Raw genomic sequence first — 16,945 nt, 5'->3', positions numbered from 1 at the left:
GGGAATCCCGTCGTGTCCGGTCTTTTCCCCTATATCGGGATGGTGATCGCAGCCCTCGGCCAGATCGTCAGCGGCGCTGACCAAGGGGCGACACTGCACACGAGAACGCGAAACCCGAGTCCAGCATCACGCGACCGAAGACGCGCTCGACTGACGAAGCCATCGGCTGTCGTCAAGTCATGGCCGCCGCACCGCTGCGCACCGTCCCGGTCTGCGAAGCCGGAGCCCGCTCGACGGACAGCTCAAACCTCCGAGAGCGTGGACGCGGGGTGCAGCCGGGAATCGGTGATACCGAGCGCGTTCAGGAGTGCGGCCGCCGCGCTCGGCACGACCGGACCGGCGGACTGTAAGGGCTCGCGCAGGTAGACGAGCGCGCCGCCTTCCTCGGCGATCTCCCGCAGGACGGGGCCGGGATCGCGCGGTGTGATCAGGTCACGCGGGGATTCCCGGTGCACGAGGACAACGGGCCGCCCGGTCCGGTGTTCGCGCGGGCGAAGCACGAAGTGTTCCGCGCCGGTGACCCGGTCCCGGTAGCTCAGCGCGGCGAACGGCCCGTGTTCAGTGGACAGCTCGGAGCGGGTCTCGAGGGTGACCCGATCGGCCTGTCGGCGGCGGTTTTCGGTCAGTTCGGCCAGATCGAGCAGTGGCAGCCCGTGCTTGCGGGCGAGTTCGGCCGGGCAGCCCGGATCGGTGACCACGTCCGCGAGCAGTCCGACCGGTGGCAACCCGGCGAGCTCGCAGAGCGCCACGGCGGCTTCGCCCGCACCACGGCGGCAAAGCAGCCCATCCGGATGGGTGCGGTATCCGATGACGTGGCCGGGCCGGTGCAGGTCTTGCGGGCATGTCGCCGGATCGGCCGCTAACCGGGCGGCTCTGGCCCGATCGGTGGCGCTGATGCCGGTTCCCACTCCGGTCGCCGCGTCGAAAGCGACGGTGAACGGCGCGGCTTCGGCGTCCGCGTTCGCCGTCATGGGCGGCAGGTCCAGCGCAGCGGCGCGGTCCGGCGCCATGGCGGTGTACAGGAAACCGCTGCTGTAGCGGACGGTCCAGGCGACCCAGCCGGGTTCGGCAAGAGCGGCGGCGAGCAGGATCTGGCCGCCGGTGTCATCGGCGAGCAGTACCGGTTTGCCGTCCAGCAGCGTGGCCAGCGCGGCGGGGAGGCCGCCGGTGTCCGGGGCGGTGGCGAGCCTCGGGTCGTATCCGGGCAGCACTGTCATGATGCCTGGTCCAGTTCGGCGAGCCCGTGGAAGTTGCTGGCGTGGAACACGAGCGCGCCGCGCTGGGGATGGGTGCACTGGCGGTGTACCCGGAACACGACGAGGTCGTGATCGCCCATGGTGACGGTGTGTTCGACGGCGCAGTCCAGCCAGGCGGTCGCGCCGTGCAGCAGTAGCGCCCCTTCCTTGGTGGTGTGCCAGTCCATTCCGGCGAACCGGTCACCGTTTTTCGCGGCAAGCTGGCGGCACGCGCGATCCTGGGACTCGCCGAGCACCGAGAGCCCGATCCGCGACCGGTGACGTAGCAGTGGCCAGGTGGTGGAGGTGTGTTGCACGCAGATTCCGACCAGCGGGGGTTCCAGGGAGACCGCTACGAAGGCACTCGCTGCCATCCCGGTCGGCGTGCCCGTTTGGTCGAGTGCGCAGATCGCGGTCACGCCGCTGGGAAACCGGCCGAACGCGGTACGCAGAGCGGTCTTGTCCACGACGCCGTCCGCGTCGATGGTGGGGATGAGGTCGCTCATCGGCTTGCCTTTCTCCGGCGGGAATGCTCAGGACCGCAGCACGAACGGGTCGCCTGCGGGTTCGTCACTGGTGTTGATCCACACGCTCTTGAGCCGGGTGTATTCGCGGATCACTTCGGTGCCGTGTTCGACGCCGAGGCCGGAGGTCTTGAATCCGGAGCGCGGGGACATGGGGGACATCGCGCGGTACATGTTGACCCAGACGGTTCCCGCGTCGAGCGCGGCGGCCGCGCGGTGGGCGCGGCCCAGGTCCTTGGTCCAGATTCCCGCGGCGAGGCCGTAATTGGTGTCGTTGGCGATGCGCAGTGCTTCCTCGTCGTCGTCGAACGGGATGATCGCCACCACCGGGCCGAAGATTTCCTCGCGGCACATCCGCGCGTGGTTGTCCAGACCGGTGAACACCGTCGGCTCGTGGAACCATCCGCCGAGTCCGGTGTCCGGCTGCCCGCCGCCGTAGGCGAGTGCGCCGCCGTCGGCCTGGCCCGCCTCGACGTAGTCCTGCACCTTGGCCAGCTGTGCCGGGGTGGCGAGCGGGCCGAGCTCGGTGCCCGGATCGGTGGGGTCACCGATCCGGATCGTCTTGGCGCGCTCGATGACGCGGGCGACCAGTTCGTCGTAGACCGAGCGGTGGGCCAGCACGCGGCTGCCCGCGATGCAGGTCTGTCCCGCGGCGGCGAAGATTCCCGCGATGACACCATTCGCCGCGCTGGCGATGTCCGCATCGGCGAACACCAGCTGTGGGGATTTGCCTCCGAGTTCGAGTCCGGCGCGCACCAGCCGCCGCCCGGCGCGTTCGGCGATCCATGCTCCGGTCGCGGTGCTGCCGGTAAACGACAGCTTCGCCACATCCGGATGGTCCACCAGTGGTGCCCCGGCATCGGCGCCGAGCCCGGTGACCACGTTCACCACTCCGGGCGGGAATCCTGCCTGGTCGAACAGCGGGGCCAGGGTCAGCATCGAGGCGCTGGTGTATTCGGAGGGTTTGATCACCGCGGTGTTACCGGCGGCCAGGGCCGGGGCCAGTTTCGCGGTGGTCAACAGCAGCGGTGAGTTCCACGGCGTGATGGCCCCGACCACGCCGACGGGTTCGCGCAGCGTGTAGTTGAGCACATCGACGCTGCTGGCCGGGATGGTCTCGCCGTGGATCTTGTCGGCGAGACCGGCGTAGTAGTGGAAGTACTCGGGCAGTCCGGCCAGCTGGGCGGTCATCTCGCGGAGCAGCTTGCCGTTGTCGTTGGTCTCCACGCGGGCGAGTTCCTCGGCATGCTCGCCGATCAGCTCGCCGGCCCGGCGCAGCAGCGCGCCCCTGCGGGTCTGGGAAAGCCGGCGCCAGGAGGGATCTTCGAAGGCCCGCTTTGCTGCGGTCACCGCGCGTTCGACGTCGGCGGCCGTACCGCGTGCGGCTTCGTACCAGGCTCGGCCGGTGGCAGGGTTGTCGCTGGCGAAGTACTCGCCCTCGGCGGGGGCGCGGGTTTCGCCGGCGATGTAGTGCTGATAGCGCGGAAGCTGATCGGTCATCGCTGAACGGCTCCTGTGGGTAGTTCGAGAGGACGGTCGTCGAGCTGGGCGAGGACCGCTTCGGTCACGGCTTCGGGGTGTTCGAGGGGAAGCAGGTGCCGGGCGCCCGGAACCACCGCCGAACGCCCGTGCGGCACCCGTTCGGCCAGCGCGGCGGACATCGCCGGAGTCGACCCGGGATCCTGTTCCCCGGTCATCGCGAGCACCCTTGGGTTCAGCCGCGGCAACAGCGGCCACAGCTCGGCGTCCGCGTGCGCGAACACCGTGTAGCAGGCCAGGTAGGAGGAGGGCCGGTTGGCGCGCAGTACGGCGCGTACCCGCTCGGCCAGCTCCGGCTCCGTGGCCCGCCACTGCGGGGAGAACCAGCGCTCGATAGCGGCGTCGAAGGTGGCGGGCAGGTTCTCCCGGGCCGCCTCCAATCGTCCGGTCACCGAGGTACGTTCGATCGCGGAGCGGTTCGCCACCGCGCTGATCAGGGTCAGTGAGGCCACCCGTTCCGGATGGTCGAGGGCGAACCGGGTGGCAACCAGCGCGCCGAGCGAGAACCCCACGAGATGAACGGCACCGGCGCCGAGTCCGGTCAGTGGTGCGGCCAGGTCGGTGAGCGTGCACCCCTCGGGCGCGTCCGGCGCGTCCCCGTGCCCGGGCAGGTCCGGGGTGTGCACCGTGCACTGCTGGGCGAGTGTGGGCGTGACCCGATCCCACATGGTGTGGTCCAGGCCGACACCGTGCAGCAGGATCACCGTCCCGGCCGGGCTCACTGTTCGCTCGCCAGTGAAGCCAGCCGTGCCTGCGGACGCCCCTGCGCGGCCGCGGCGAGTCCGACGATGATCTCCTCGCCCCGCGGTGCGTCCGGGACCCGTACTTCGACGCTCTGGTGATGCGAGCGAATGGTCGCGTCGGTGACGTGTTTGAGCGGAATGTCGAACACAGTTCCCGCCGGGGCGCGCTTTTCCACCGCGGGCAACAGCGTGCTCGCCTTCGCCGCGTCCCGGAAGTGGTTGCCGAACTTCAGCGTGTGGATCAGTCCGGATCCGTGCTCGATCTCCCCGTCGAGGCCCACGATCGCCGCTTTCCCGTACGCCTCGACGGGGGCGCCGAGCGCGGTGACCACCCGATCGCTGAGCAGCTTGCCCAGATCGGGTGCGACCTCGTCGATGGTCGGGCCGAGCTCGGTCACGAATCCCTGGCCTGCCCAGGGATTCGTGAGCACGGCGAGCACGACGGCTACGCGTGCGGCGGGTTCGACCGGCCTGCCGCCCTCGGTCAGGGTTTCGTCCACGTAGGTGGTGATGCTGCGGATAGCGGTGCTCATACGGTCTGTTCCACTCCTGTTCGGGTCAGTACGGCTTCGGCGAGCGGGGAATCCGTGGCGCGGTCGCCGATGCGCGCGTTCGGGCGCGGTCCGTCCGAGGCCACCGCGATCACCGCGATCTCGCCGGGCCGCGGTGCGTCCGGCACCCGCACGGACATGGTCTGGTAGTGCGAGCGGGTGGCGGCACGTTCCTTGTGCCACAACGGAACCTGCAGGGTGGTTCCCGCGGCGGCGCGCTGATCGGAGAACACGATGATCGCCTCGCCCTCCGTGCGGTGGCGCAGCACATCCCCGAAGTACGGGGTGTGGATCAGCGCTCCGGCGTGCTCGATCTCGCCGTCCAGCCCGACGATCGCCGCCTTGCCGAAGGCCTCGACCCCGGTGGCACCGCCGAGTGCGGCCAGCAGCCGGTCGGCGAGTGCATGCGCCAGCAGCGGCGCGAGCTCATCCGCCTCGGCCGAGAGATCGGTGCGGACTCCCCTGCCGAGCCAGGGATTCGCCACCACCGCCACCGATGCGGCCTTGCGCACCGGAGTGTGCACCGGTGCACCGAGCTCACCCAACGGTTCCTCGGTGATCGTCACGATCCGCCGTATCAGGTTCACGCATTCTCCCCGGCGAACTGGGGCATGACCTTCTCGGTGAACAGCTCGAAGCTGCGCATCGCCTTGCGGTGTTCGAGGCCGGGGTGCGTGGTCCACAGCATCAGGTCCTGTAGATTCAACTCCTCCTGCAGCTCCTGCACCTTCCCGGCCACGAAGTCCGGGGTGCCGACCAGCAGATTGCGTTCGGCCAGGAAGTCGTAGTCCAGTTCGCGGCCGCTGATGTCCTCGCCCACCTCGCGCAGATTGTTCAGCCCGCGCCAGTGGCAGATCCACCGGTAGGAGGTCAGCAGCGCCTCCTCGAAGTCGGCGCGCGCCTGCTCCATGGTGTCGGCCACGTACACATCCCGGACCAGGGATAGACCGGCGCCCAGCTGTTGTGGCGTACCGGTCGCTTCGGAAAGCGTGTCCCGGTAGAGCGCGAAGCGGTCCTTGAGTTCGGAGATCGGCGGCATCCAGAAGATGCCGTTCATCCGGGACCGCGCGGCACTCTCGATCGACCGCGGCGAATCGATCACCTGAGACAGCGGCGGATGCGGGCGTTGCAGTGACTGGGGGACCACGCGCAGCTTCGCGATCGTGCCGTCCTCGCCGATGAACTCCGGCGAGGACGGTGAGAGCGGGTGGTCCCAGGTGATTCCCGGAGCGGGCAGCTGGTGGAACTGTCCCTGGTGCGCGAAGAACTCGCCACTCCACGCCTTGCGCAGCAGTTCGAGTGTTTCCTCGAACAGCGCCCGATTCTGTTCCTGATCGCGTGGATCGGCACTCGGATTGAGGTTCATCGCCTCACGGCCGTAGAGACCGCGCCCGACTCCGACTTCCACTCGACCACCGGAGAGCTGGTCGAGCATGGCGATGTCCTCGGCCAGCCGCATCGGATTCCAGAACGTCACGATGTTGGCCGCCTGGCCGATCCGGATACGCGAGGTCCGCGCCGCGATATCGGTCCCCATCAGCACCGGGTTGGGCACCAGTTCGAAGCCCTCGTGCCCGAAGTGGTGCTCGGTGTACCAGATCGAATGGTAGCCCGCCTGATCGGCGAACGTCGCGATGTCGCGCATCTCGTCGAATACCGTCGCGACTTCGTGCAGACGCCCGGGTGCACCGACGTTGTGGAAGATCGAAAAACGCATCTACTACAGCTCCTTCCGTAGTGGACGGCCGCCGAGGAGCGGATCATCGGCGGACATGGTCGCCCGTTCGCTGGAACGGACGTGGTCACGCATGGCGAATTCGGCACCGAAGCCGTCTTTTTCCCGGATCAGCTCCAACACCCGCCGGTGTTCGGACAGTGAGACATCGGGCCGGCCGGGCTGGGTCAGCGAGGCCGAAACCAGGCGGTGATAGGCCAACTGGTTCATCAGCTGCTGGTAGTGCACCTCGAGCTGAGTGTTGTCCGCACCGGTGACCAGCAACTCGTGGAACTGGTGGACCAGCTGCGAGTACTCCTCGGTGTCACCGCGCTCCACCGCATGAGAAGACTGCTCGATGTTCTCGTCGAGCTGGTCGAGTATCGGGACCGATCCGCGACCGGCCAGCAACCGGGCCGCCATCCCTTCGAGCATCTCCTTGAGCTCGAACAGTTCCACGATTTCGCGGCGGCTCGGGGACCGGACGAAGGTGCCCACCCGCGGCCGGATCTCGATCAGGCCCTCGCTTTGCAGCTGTTTCAGCGCTTCCCGCACCGGAGTCCTGCTGACCTCGTACTCGGCGGCGATCGAGGACTCGTACAGCGGCTGCTTGGGGCGGTGTTCCCCGGACACGATCGCCTGGCGCAAGCCTTCCATCACGCGAGCCCTGGCTCCGCTGCCCTTCGCGGGCATCTCTTTCATCGGAGCCTCCGGGACGGCGGCTTCATCGCCGCTGACAGCTTCTTGCATACAAGAACCGTAACTTGCATGCCAGCCGACCGTCAATGATCCGAATCAAACTCCCGCTCGGCAGGGATAGCGCAGCCCAGGTGAACCGGGAAATAGCCGAGGAAACTAGTAGTAGCAACCGAATACGGCGGAAATATGATGTGGCTCGGTCCCGGCTTGCCGGGATTGACGCAACCTCACCATGCATGCAACAGTCATTCATTATTCGACCCGGTGGCCGTCGTGCCACCCACTTACTTCCTATCCTCAACGCCGAGGAGTGACTCATGTCCGTCGTCGACGAGACTCCGGCGGAACCGAGCGCCATCACCTTACGGTTCCCCGACGATTCCCAACCTGCCGAACTCGACTGTGCCGCGAACCCGCTGTTCCTCGGCACCGTCCGAGCCCGGACCGCGCACCGCGCGGAGCGCGCGGGTGAACACGATGTTCTGACCGTCACCTTCGAGCCCGGCTCCGGAACGATCTGGCACGCCCACGAAGCCGACCAGACCCTGGTGCTGCTTGCCGGACACGGTGCACTGGAAGACGAACGCGGCACGCATCCGCTGCGCGCAGGCGATGTCGTGACCATCCCGCGCGGTCGGCCGCACCGCCATCTCGCCGCCCACGGTCACGCCATGACCCACCTGTCGATCACCGGCCACGGCGCGCACCCGGCAGTGCCCGAACCGCGCTGATCCGACCCCGTCCCGCACCCCGTCCCTGGAGTACCCGTGTCCTCACTCAGCCGCCCGGCCACCGGGCACCAAACGGAGACCAGTGGTCCCCGGTACGGCACCTCCCTGACCACCGTGGAACCGTTCGGGGTGGACCACATCCCGGACGCGGAACGCCACGGCAAACCCCGCTCGCAGTTCTTCGTGTGGTTCGCCGCCGGACTGAACTTCCCCGTCGTACTATTGGGATTCAGCGCCGCCGCCTACGGGCTCGGCGTCGGCTCGGCCATCCTCGCCATCGCCACCGGCACCGCACTGGGATCGGTCCTGATGGCCGTCATGTCCCGGATGGGCGTGCGGCTCGGCGTGCCACAGCAGATTCAGGCGCGTGGCCCGCTCGGCTTTCTCGGCAACGTGCTGCCCGTGGCATACATCAACGTGTTCGCGGGCGTGGGCTGGTCTGCGGTGACCGTCATTCTCGGCAGCAAGGCGTTCAGCGCACTGACCGGTGCGCCGTTCTGGACGGGCGCGCTCGGCCTGACCTTGATCGTGATGGTCATTTCCATCTACGGCTACAACATGATCCACTATTTTCAGCGATTGCTCTCGATCGTGCTGTCCCTGCTGTTCGTGATGATCACCGTGGTCGCTATAGTGCGCGGGCCCGTCGGGCAGGTGCACACCGGCGCCCTGAAGGCCTCCGGCAGCGGCGGGTGGATCACCTTCGCCGGATTCTTCTTGGCCTTTCTCGTCGCCTGGGCACCGTTCGCCTCGGACTATTCCCGTTATCTGCCCGATTCCCGTTCGGTCAGCCGCGCGACCGCCTGGTACACCGGGATCGGCAACTTCATCACGCTGTTCTGGCTGGGCACACTCGGCGTCCTGGTCGGCAATGGAGCGGGCGGCAGCGATGCCGTCGAAGCACTCAAACAGCTCACCGGACCATTCGCCACCCCCGCCCTGATCGCGATCGTGGGATCGGTGCTGGCGCAGAACTTCCTCAACATCTACGGCGGCGCGATCTCGATCCAGACGCTGCGCATCCCCATCAGCCGCACCACCGGCGTGGTCGTGATGTCCACGCTGTCGTTTCTGACCTGTCTGTGGGGCGAAGCCGGTGTGGAGGACAAGTTCTCCATCTTCCTCAACCTCACCTCGTACTTCATCGCCCCGTTCGCCGCGATCCTGCTCGCCGACTTCTTCTACGGCACGCGTTCCGACCGCGGCCGGATCCCGGAGCTCTACGACAGCCGGCGCAAACTCGAGTGGGGCGCGCTCGCGTGGATCATCGGCGTACTCGCCTCAGTCCCGTTCTGGAACTCCACCGCCTATGTGGGACCGTTCGTCCGGGCGTTCCCCGCGGTCGGCGATATCGCGATGTTCGTGGCCGCCGCCGTCGCCGTGCTGATCTACCTGACCACCTACCGGCTGCCCGCACTATGGCACACACGCTCGCGATGACCCAGTCATCGCCCCAGTCCCCTGCTTGGCCCAGGCTTTAGGTCTGTAACGCGGCGCTAGTCCGGCTGATCATCCGTGGTTCCGCTGACGATCTCGGCGCGCAACTGATCGAGCAGTTGGCGTGCGGTGACCGAGCCGACTTTGTCACGCCGCGCAAGCTCGAGCGTGAGTGCGTGGGCGAAAAGCAGATCGATGAGGTTTTCGCTGACCATGGTGACCGTCGCCGAGGGCACCTCGAGCACCACGTCGACCTCGTCGCGCAGCTTCGCTCCCAGTGCTTGGGTCACCAGGATCACCGGCACGCCGAGCCTTCGGGCATGCGCGATGGTGACGTCGATTTCGTGGAAACGGCGTAGTGGTGCGTAGATCAGCACGGCGTCACCGCGGTCGATACCCATCAGCGGATCCGCCAGCCGGAACCCGGTCTGGGTCACGGCCTGGGCTCGACGCTGGAGCCGAGAGAACGCGAGTGCGTGGTACTCCGCCACCAGACCGGCCGGTCCGAACCCGTACAGCCACACCTTCTGCGCACTGTCGAGCAGATCCACCGCCCGCTGCCAGGACCGTTCGTCCAGCTCCTCGGGAACACGGGCGAGCAGCGCTGCCGCGTCGGTGAGCACCTCACCGAGTACCGGACCGAGCGCACTGTCCGAACGCGCGATCCGCCCCTCCAGAACGCGTATCGGATCGGGCGGGTCGGTGACCCCGGCCATCAGTACCTTCTTCAGCTCGCGCAGCCCCGAGTAACCGAGGGCTCGGGCGGTGCGCACTACTGTCGCGTCACTGGTGCCGGTGGCGGAGGCGATGTCCGAGGTCGATGCGAGAACCGCCTGGTCAGGTTGCGCCAGCAGGTACTCGGCGACGACACGTTCCTGCGGCTTGAGTCGCGCCGCGGCATCCGCGACACGACCGGCGAAGTCTTCAGCCATGTATGGAGTTTCCACTTCATCATTGCGATCAATATGGAGTTCTGACTACAGTGTAGCCAATTCACCGAGCTGTGGAGGTTCTGTGCGGTACAAGTTTGTCATCGTCGGCGCCGGAGTGTACGGCTGCGCCCTCGCCTTCTACCTGGCTAGACGAGGTGAGCAGGTCGTGGTGCTCGAGTCCGCGGAGGTCGCTTCCGGCGCTTCTGGCGGACTCGGCAAGCGCGGCGTACGGGCCAACCGCCGAGCCGCCGCAGAGTTGCCGTTGATGCGGCTGGCCTACCCCCTCTGGGAACGGCTCGCCGACGACCTCGGGGCCGATATCGGCTATGAGCGGACCGGCGGGCTCAACCTGGTCGAGCAAGAGGTTACCGGGACCACCGGTGGCCTGGCCAGCCTGCGCGCCCGCGCATGGCACCAGCGCGAACTCGGCATTCCCACCGAGGTGCTCGACCGTGATCAGGTCCGGGAATACGAGCCAGGCGCGGCCGAAACGGTGCACGGTGCGCTGTGGTGCCCGCTCGATGGCATGGCCGACCACACCGCCACGACCCGGGCCTTCGCCACCGCTGCCATGGCGGCCGGTGCCGTGTTCGAAGAACACACCGAGGTGGCGCAGCTGATCCGGGACGGAGCTCGGGTGTCCGCCGTGGAAACCGCCGATGGCCGACGATTCGAAGCCGGTGAGGCCGTCGTGCTGCTGAACAACACCGGGGTCGCCGATCTGGCCGCCACGCTCGATGTGCAGCTGCCGTTGTGGTGGCTGATCCCCCAGGCGATGACGGTGAAGACGGCCAACCCGATCTGCGGGCACCTGCTCGGGCATGACCACCGGGCGCTGTCGATGAAACCATTGGACGGCTCGGTCATGATCTCCGGCGGCTGGCGTGGCCGCTGGAACCCGGAAACCCGGCGCGGCGAGCCGGTTCAGCAGAACGTCGAGCGAAATCTCGCCGAGGCACGGACGGTGTTTCCCGCGCTTGGCGACGCGATCGTGGAGCAGGTCGACACCCGCAGTGCGGAGACATGCAGTGTGGACGCGCTGCCGATAGTGGATGTGTTGCCGACCGTCAGCAACGTCCTCATCGGCGCTGGCTGGTCGGGACACGGCTTCGCCATCGCGCCCGCCGTCGCGACCCTGATCGCCGACTGGCTGACCGGACCCACCCAGCCGGATACACTGCTGCCGTTGCGCTACCAGCGATTTCGCAGCCCTGGGCTGCCGGTGTCGAGGAGTCACGATGTTCCCCGTTGACACGGTCGGCAACCTCGAGACGCTCATGTTCGCCCTCGTCGTCCTTGGCGTCCTCTTGCTCGCCGGCACCGTGATCAGGATCGTGGCCCGCCCATTGCGCCGGTTGTTCCTCCCGGCAGCGCTGATCGGCGGCGTCGTCGGGCTCGCGCTCGGACCGTACGGCGCCGGATTGTTCCCCACGTCGCTTGTCGAGACCTGGTCCGGACTGCCGGGCGTCCTCGCGACGGTCGTGTTCGCGCCGATGCTGATGGGGATGCGGATCCCCAAAGTGCGCGATACGTACCGGATGATCGTCCCGCAGGTGTTGTTCAGCTACATGGGCTCGTTCCTGATGATCGGAGTGCCACTGGTCGTCACCGGACTCGTCCTGGTACCGCTGTGGAACGTCAGCCCGATGTTCGGCAGCCTGGTGGAGATCGGCTGGGCCGGTGGGCACGGTGCAGCCGGAGCAATGGCCGAGGTGTACCAGCGACAGGGCTGGAGCGCCGGCGTCTCGCTGGGCCTCACTTCGGCGACCGTCGGGCTCGTCTTCGGTATCACCATCGGGATGGTGTTGGTGAACTGAGGCGTGCGCCGTGGTCACGTCACCGCGCACGATGTCGGCGAGGACGACCGGCGCAGCGATATCCTCCCGGAGTCCCGGCGCACCTCGACGGGTCGCACCGCGTTCAACAAAGACCTCATCGATTCGCTGACCTACCACGCCGCGCTGGTCGCGGTCGCCGTGCTGATCGGCTGGGTGCTGCAGTACTTCATCGAACTCGCGGTCCCCGGAATGCCGCTGTTCCCGCTCGCCATGATCGGCGGCGGCATCGTGCAAGCGGTACTCGACAGGACGCCGCTGCGGAACACCGTTGACGCGGCGAGCTTCCGCACGATCCAGGCGATCGCGCTGGACGTCCTGATCGTCGCGGCCGTCGCATCGATCCAGCTTCCGGTGGTCGCCGACAACGCCGGTGCACTCATCGTGCTCATGGTGCTCGCGGCGGTACTGGCGATCGGCTTCTTCTTCCTCATCGGGCCACGACTGTTCCAGCAGAACTGGTTCGAGCAGGCGATCGTCAACTTCGGCACGCTCACCGGGGTCGCCTCCGTCGGCCTGATGCTGCTGCGCATGGTCGACCCGAATCTCACCACCATCACGGGCAAGGCGTATGCGCTGAGCAAACCGTTCCGCAGCCCCTTCATCGGCGGCGGACTGATCACCGCGGTGGTACCGATACTGGCCATCACACAGGGACCGCTGCTGACCGGCGGACTGTTCATCGTCCTGTTCCTGGTACTACTCCTGGCCGCGCGCCTACTCGGTTTCTGGCGCAAACCACCCGGAATATCGTCCAGCCCGGAATAGCAAGCGCGGGCGACCAGCGAACATCTCCGAATTCCGAGAATTCGCCCGCCGGGCCGGCTTGGATCTGGAAGCGCGCGAGGATCCGCTGCGGCTGGCGGTTGTCGGCGCCGGTGGGGTCGAGAAACCTACGCCGGTTCAACCCGAGATGAAGCAGCTGCCGACCACCCAGGATGGTGAAACCGCCGCTGTATCACCGGAAGTACGGGCTCGATCTCGGCCCCGAAACTCGTCAGACATCAACTCCTCAACCACGCCAACAGCATCCAACACGGCTCAACCACAAGGAAAACGACACGACGTGTCATTATGCTACGACCACTGAGCGCGCGAACCCACGCTGACAGCGATACACCATGAGGTCACGCAAGTAGCTGCATCGATCAACCAGTCCCTTGTCCTACTTGCCTCTGCCTCTGTCGGAGTCCTGCAGTGACATCTGCTCGGATGCAAGCGCGACGATCTCGTCGGCGGCCTCATCAAAGATACAGTCCAGGATCTCACGGCGTCCGGTTCGGCCGATACGAGGTCGGGCAGCCGGAGCCCGAGGATGGTGTTGATGAGCATCCCTCTGGCCAGGAACGCCTCGACTTCGGCAGGGCGCAGCCCGATCTCGTCTCGCAGTACCCGACATCTCTCCGCGCACTACGCAAGCTGCGAACGAGGAACCAGGAACCCCATGAGCCAGCCGATCCCGGAGACGAAAGTACCCCGAAGAATCCGGTGATCGACGACACTTCGACAGCAAACAGGGTTCCCAGCGAACCGAGTACGAGCAGCGCGGTTCCCAGAAACATCACCGTTTTGGCCGTGGTGCGCGCGAGCACGATGGTGATGATCGAAGACCGCGCTCACCGCGGTGAGCGCGAAAAGTCCGAGCACCGAGCACCACGGAACTCGACCCGGACAGTTGCCGTGCCAGGGCCGGTGCGAGCGAGGCGTAGAAGCCGCCGAGTGATCACACGGCGAACAGCACCGGTGCCACCGCGAGGAAGGCGCGGTGCAGGTGTCGGGGTACCGCGAATTCAGGCACGAGGGCGGCGCGCAGTCCGGGCCTGCGGCCAGATCTTTCCGGCAGCAGCGCCAAGCCGATTGCCTGCACGGCGAAGATCCCGATGAACACGAGGTACACAAGCCGGGTGGGAGCGGGCGGATACTGCACGACCAGTCCGGAGAGCAGCGCGCCGGTCCCGGAGCCAAGTCCGGGCGCCACGGCATTGGCCCGGGTGCCGCGTTCGATATCCAGCATCATCACGCCGAGCTCGCCCGGTTGCGATCCCTAATAGGCCCCGCGCGGGGAACAGGGCCGCGGTGGCCCCGGCTTCACTGAACACGACCATGGCGGCGATCTGCAGCACCAGCGCGCCCAGCGGCACCGCCTTGCGGCCGAGGTAATCGGATGCTCTGCCGAACACGAGCAGCGCGGCCAGAACGGCGATGGCGTAGGTGCCGAAGAGGGTGGCGGCTGTTATCGGCGTGAAGTGCCATCGGTCGGCGTAGCTGGCGTAGAGCGGCGTAGGAGCGCTGAAGGAGGCCAGGAACGTGACGATCATCGAGGTGAGCAACAGGAGATGGCGTTGGCCCGGACACCGGACGGTCTTCATCAGCGACTCCCGGAAGGTGATTGCCCGGTCCCGGGCCCGGCGGCGAACTGTCAGGACGGGCCGGGGTAGGCGGCGGTGGCGCGGATTTCGACGAGCAGTCCGGGGCTGGCCAGTCCGCTGACCCCGATCAGCGACCAGGTCGGGAAGGGAGGCTCGACCAGCCGCTTCTTGGCCGCGGAGAAACCGGGCAGGTGCTGGTGAATATCGACGTGGTAGCTGGTGACGTCGACGAGCGCGGACAGGTCGAGTCCTTCCAGTCGCAGGATTTCGGCGATGCGCTCAATTGCGATCTCGGTTTGTTCCTTGATGTCCTCGGGTATGGTGCCATCGGCGCGGCGGCCGATCGTGCCCGCGATGAACAGGTGCCCGTGCGAACGGACCGCGGCGGAGTACCCGAAGTTCGCGAACGCACTGACGGTTTTACCGAAGACCTCGGAATCCTCGGGAACCTCGACGATGTGCTTGCTCATTGTTGTGTTTCCTTTCATTGTCAGGTGGTTGGTGAATCGGGAGAGTTCAGTTGCCCCAGCGGGAGGAGCCGAAGGACTGCTCCATTCGGGTCCGGCCGTAGGCCTCGCGTTCCCGCAGCAGTTCGCCGGGAATCGAATAGCGGGGTGCGTTCCTCGCGGATCGCGAGGCCTGCGCGGCGATCGCGTCGACGAGCGAACCGATCATGTTCAGCCGGGGATACACCGCGTGCACGGCATCGGCCTGCTCATCGCTGACCGCCTCGACATACGCATTTCCCATCGGGCCACCGAAATCGAGCGCGATGCCTTCGCGGACGAGCAGGCACAGGGTGCCCCGGCGGTTCGCGATGCCGGTCGAAGTATGCAAGGCGATCGCCTGCCACACCTGATCGGCCTCCGCTGTGGACACCCCGCGACCGGTGAGGAATTCGGCGGCGCGATCGGCACCCTCGACCTCGAATCGCTGCTGGTGCGGGCTGCCCACGGCGACACCGAGATCGTGCATCGCGCACGCGGTGAACAGCAGATCGTCGTTGTAGTCGCTGTCCGCGGACAGGCCGAGATGACCTGCCAGCCGCCGGGCGAACAGGTAACTGCGGATGCTGTGGTTGAACACCGCCGGCGTGTGCACCGGGCGGATCAGCTCCACCACGGCCTCGGCCAACGGCGTACCAGGCAGCGCGATCAAGTCGTCAGCCACCGCGGAGGGCGGCTCATGGGTCGGTGTTGGCATGCCTTCAGCGTGCCCGATGCCGCCATGAACTGGTGATAGGCAAAAATGACCTGCTTCGCTAGGATATTGCCATGACGGTTCATCGGATCGCGATCCTCGCTCTCGACGGGGTCATGCCCCTCGATCTCGCGATCCCGGCGCAGATCTTCGCCCCTCGGCCCGAGACCCCGTACGAGACGACCGTGCACACCTTCGGCGCGAAAACGCACACCACCGGAGGCTTCGCGGTCATCGCCGAGGCAGGCCCGGAACAACTGAGCCGCGCCGACACCGTGATCGTGCCCGGCTCCGAGCCACCCCGCCGCCAGCCCGAAGCCGTACTCGCCGCCCTGGCCGAGGCACACGAACAAGGCAAACGGATCGTGTCGATCTGCACGGGCGCCTTCGCACTGGCCACCGCGGGCGTCCTGGACGGACTGCACGCCACCACCCACTGGCAGTACATCGACCAGTTCGAACACGAATTTCCCGCCGTGTCAGTGGATCGCGACGTGCTCTACATCGACGAGGGCAACATCCTCACCTCCGCGGGGGTGTGCTGCGGAATCGACCTGTGCCTGCACATCGTGCGCCGCGATCTCGGGGCAGTGGTGGCCAACCGGATCGCCCGCGGCCTGGTCGCCGCACCACACCGCGAAGGGGGGCAAGCCCAGTACGTTCCCGCGCCCGTCGCGGTAGCCGGCGAGGCATCGCTGTCCGATACCCGCGAATGGGCCCTGCAACACCTCGGCGAACCGATCACCCTGCGTCAGCTCTCCCGGCATGCGGGCCTTTCCCAGCGCACCCTCATCCGCCGGTTCACCGAGGAGACCGGCACAACCCCATTGCAATGGCTGCTCGATGCGCGTCTGGGCCGGGCACGAGAACTGCTGGAGACCACCGACCAGCCGATAGACCACGTGGCACGCGACTGCGGACTCGGCACAGCCGCCAACCTGCGACTGCACTTCCGGCGCACACTCAACACCACCCCCACCGCCTACCGGCACACCTTCAAAAACTGACCCGGCACCGTCGAGGCGGGAAAGGCGACCGCCTTGGCGACTTCCTCGAACCGGCCGACGCGTTTCATCGGCGTTTGCCGCCTCTTGTGCCGACATCATCTTGGTGTGTATCCCGGTGTCGATGCCACCGGGACTGACGGCGTTGACCCGGACAGTGCGGGGCACCAGCTCCCTGGCGAAGGTGCGGGCCGCGCCCCTGCGGCCGGAGCTCGGTCGCCGCGACGTCGAGGCTTTCCCTTGCCGCGTCCGGTGACCAGCATCCGAGCACCTCGGACGGCGACGTATTTCGCCGTGGCCAATCCGATACCGGTGCTCCCGCCGGGGGTGACGATCACGGGGAGGCGACCGGTCCGGAAAGGAATCGTTCCCACTGCACGGCATTCTCGCCCACACGATCCGGCCCGCTCACACCGAGAGCCGTCTGATGCC

At 67.0% G+C, this 16,945-nt stretch carries 18 protein-coding genes and 1 pseudogene; 6 read left to right on the top strand and 13 right to left on the bottom strand.

The genetic code is table 11. The features are described from left to right. Window positions 1-242: 242 nt before the first annotated feature. Genes A37U_RS44905 through A37U_RS0123440 form a run of 8 tightly spaced genes read right to left on the bottom strand, consistent with a single transcriptional unit; the run spans window position 243 to window position 7,056 of the window. On the bottom strand, window positions 243-1,217 hold the full coding sequence (locus A37U_RS44905; RefSeq protein ID WP_020499115.1) for a 3,4-dihydroxy-2-butanone-4-phosphate synthase: 975 nt from the start codon (window positions 1,215-1,217) through the stop codon (window positions 243-245). Beyond that, entirely contained in the window at window positions 1,214-1,741 is a 528-nt protein-coding gene (locus A37U_RS0123470; protein ID WP_020499114.1) for a flavin reductase family protein, read from the bottom strand. The genes A37U_RS44905 and A37U_RS0123470 overlap by 4 nt, the downstream gene beginning before the upstream one ends. A 27-nt stretch (window positions 1,742-1,768) precedes the next feature. Continuing rightward, the gene (locus tag A37U_RS0123465) at window positions 1,769-3,259 is read right to left on the bottom strand and encodes an aldehyde dehydrogenase (protein WP_020499113.1); all 1,491 of its coding nucleotides are present in this window, start codon (window positions 3,257-3,259) and stop codon (window positions 1,769-1,771) included. Next, window positions 3,256-4,020, bottom strand: a complete 765-nt coding sequence (locus A37U_RS0123460) for an alpha/beta fold hydrolase (RefSeq protein WP_020499112.1) — start codon at window positions 4,018-4,020, stop codon at window positions 3,256-3,258. Before A37U_RS0123460 ends, A37U_RS0123465 begins: the two co-directional genes overlap by 4 nt. Then, a complete protein-coding gene (locus A37U_RS0123455; RefSeq protein ID WP_020499111.1) occupies window positions 4,017-4,574 on the bottom strand; it encodes an amino acid synthesis family protein in 558 nt (185 codons plus the stop codon). Before A37U_RS0123455 ends, A37U_RS0123460 begins: the two co-directional genes overlap by 4 nt. Beyond that, on the bottom strand, window positions 4,571-5,179 hold the full coding sequence (locus A37U_RS0123450) for an amino acid synthesis family protein (RefSeq protein WP_020499110.1): 609 nt from the start codon (window positions 5,177-5,179) through the stop codon (window positions 4,571-4,573). The genes A37U_RS0123455 and A37U_RS0123450 overlap by 4 nt, the downstream gene beginning before the upstream one ends. Next, entirely contained in the window at window positions 5,176-6,309 is a 1,134-nt protein-coding gene (locus A37U_RS0123445; RefSeq protein WP_020499109.1) for an LLM class flavin-dependent oxidoreductase, read from the bottom strand. The genes A37U_RS0123450 and A37U_RS0123445 overlap by 4 nt, the downstream gene beginning before the upstream one ends. A 3-nt stretch (window positions 6,310-6,312) precedes the next feature. Further along, window positions 6,313-7,056, bottom strand: coding sequence for a GntR family transcriptional regulator (locus A37U_RS0123440; RefSeq protein ID WP_240437655.1), 744 nt, complete (start codon window positions 7,054-7,056; stop codon window positions 6,313-6,315). Window positions 7,057-7,322: 266 nt separating this feature from the next. Here A37U_RS0123440 and A37U_RS48495 point away from each other — a divergent pair, with 266 nt between their 5' ends. Further along, window positions 7,323-7,736, top strand: coding sequence for a cupin domain-containing protein (locus A37U_RS48495; protein WP_020499107.1), 414 nt, complete (start codon window positions 7,323-7,325; stop codon window positions 7,734-7,736). Between the two features lie 36 nt (window positions 7,737-7,772). Continuing rightward, window positions 7,773-9,176 carry a purine-cytosine permease family protein gene (locus tag A37U_RS0123430; RefSeq protein ID WP_020499106.1) on the top strand — a complete coding sequence of 468 codons (1,404 nt, stop codon included), beginning with the start codon at window positions 7,773-7,775 and terminating at the stop codon, window positions 9,174-9,176. A gap of 56 nt (window positions 9,177-9,232) precedes the next feature. On the opposite strand, the gene A37U_RS0123425 is transcribed toward A37U_RS0123430, so the two are convergent. Beyond that, window positions 9,233-10,105 (bottom strand): MurR/RpiR family transcriptional regulator, encoded by an 873-nt coding sequence (locus tag A37U_RS0123425; RefSeq protein ID WP_020499105.1) that lies wholly within the window; start codon window positions 10,103-10,105, stop codon window positions 9,233-9,235. 82 nt (window positions 10,106-10,187) lie between these two features. On the opposite strand from A37U_RS0123425, the gene A37U_RS0123420 reads away from it, so the two are divergent. From A37U_RS0123420 to A37U_RS54700, 3 genes are read left to right on the top strand one after another with little or no spacing between them, the layout of a single operon-like run. Next, a complete protein-coding gene (locus A37U_RS0123420; RefSeq protein ID WP_020499104.1) occupies window positions 10,188-11,357 on the top strand; it encodes an NAD(P)/FAD-dependent oxidoreductase in 1,170 nt (389 codons plus the stop codon). Then, window positions 11,344-11,922, top strand: a complete 579-nt coding sequence (locus tag A37U_RS54705; protein WP_020499103.1) for a sodium/glutamate symporter family protein — start codon at window positions 11,344-11,346, stop codon at window positions 11,920-11,922. The genes A37U_RS0123420 and A37U_RS54705 overlap by 14 nt, the downstream gene beginning before the upstream one ends. Before the next feature lie 3 nt (window positions 11,923-11,925). Beyond that, on the top strand, window positions 11,926-12,708 hold the full coding sequence (locus A37U_RS54700; RefSeq protein WP_020499102.1) for a sodium/glutamate symporter: 783 nt from the start codon (window positions 11,926-11,928) through the stop codon (window positions 12,706-12,708). Between the two features lie 955 nt (window positions 12,709-13,663). On the opposite strand, the gene A37U_RS48490 is transcribed toward A37U_RS54700, so the two are convergent. The 3 genes from A37U_RS48490 to A37U_RS0123400 all read right to left on the bottom strand — a co-directional run bounded on the left by A37U_RS48490 (window position 13,664) and on the right by A37U_RS0123400 (window position 15,512). Further along, window positions 13,664-13,960: a hypothetical protein gene (locus A37U_RS48490; protein ID WP_157182989.1), complete on the bottom strand. Its 297-nt coding sequence runs from the start codon at window positions 13,958-13,960 to the stop codon at window positions 13,664-13,666. 399 nt (window positions 13,961-14,359) lie between these two features. Beyond that, complete coding sequence (locus tag A37U_RS0123405) at window positions 14,360-14,779, bottom strand: Rid family hydrolase (RefSeq protein ID WP_020499100.1); 420 nt, start codon at window positions 14,777-14,779, stop codon at window positions 14,360-14,362. A gap of 46 nt (window positions 14,780-14,825) precedes the next feature. Beyond that, window positions 14,826-15,512 carry an HD domain-containing protein gene (locus tag A37U_RS0123400; RefSeq protein ID WP_051111718.1) on the bottom strand — a complete coding sequence of 229 codons (687 nt, stop codon included), beginning with the start codon at window positions 15,510-15,512 and terminating at the stop codon, window positions 14,826-14,828. 71 nt (window positions 15,513-15,583) lie between these two features. Here A37U_RS0123400 and A37U_RS0123395 point away from each other — a divergent pair, with 71 nt between their 5' ends. After that, window positions 15,584-16,516: a GlxA family transcriptional regulator gene (locus A37U_RS0123395; protein WP_020499098.1), complete on the top strand. Its 933-nt coding sequence runs from the start codon at window positions 15,584-15,586 to the stop codon at window positions 16,514-16,516. 57 nt (window positions 16,517-16,573) lie between these two features. Here A37U_RS0123395 and A37U_RS54985 read toward each other — a convergent pair. Continuing rightward, a pseudogene (locus A37U_RS54985) lies at window positions 16,574-16,897 on the bottom strand (SDR family oxidoreductase); the annotation flags it as partial. Window positions 16,898-16,945 lie beyond the last annotated feature (48 nt).

The organism is Sciscionella marina DSM 45152, from assembly GCF_000379465.1.
In the GTDB taxonomy this organism is placed as follows: Bacteria; Actinomycetota; Actinomycetes; order Mycobacteriales; family Pseudonocardiaceae; genus Sciscionella; species Sciscionella marina.
This window is presented reverse-complemented; position numbering and strand designations above follow the sequence as displayed.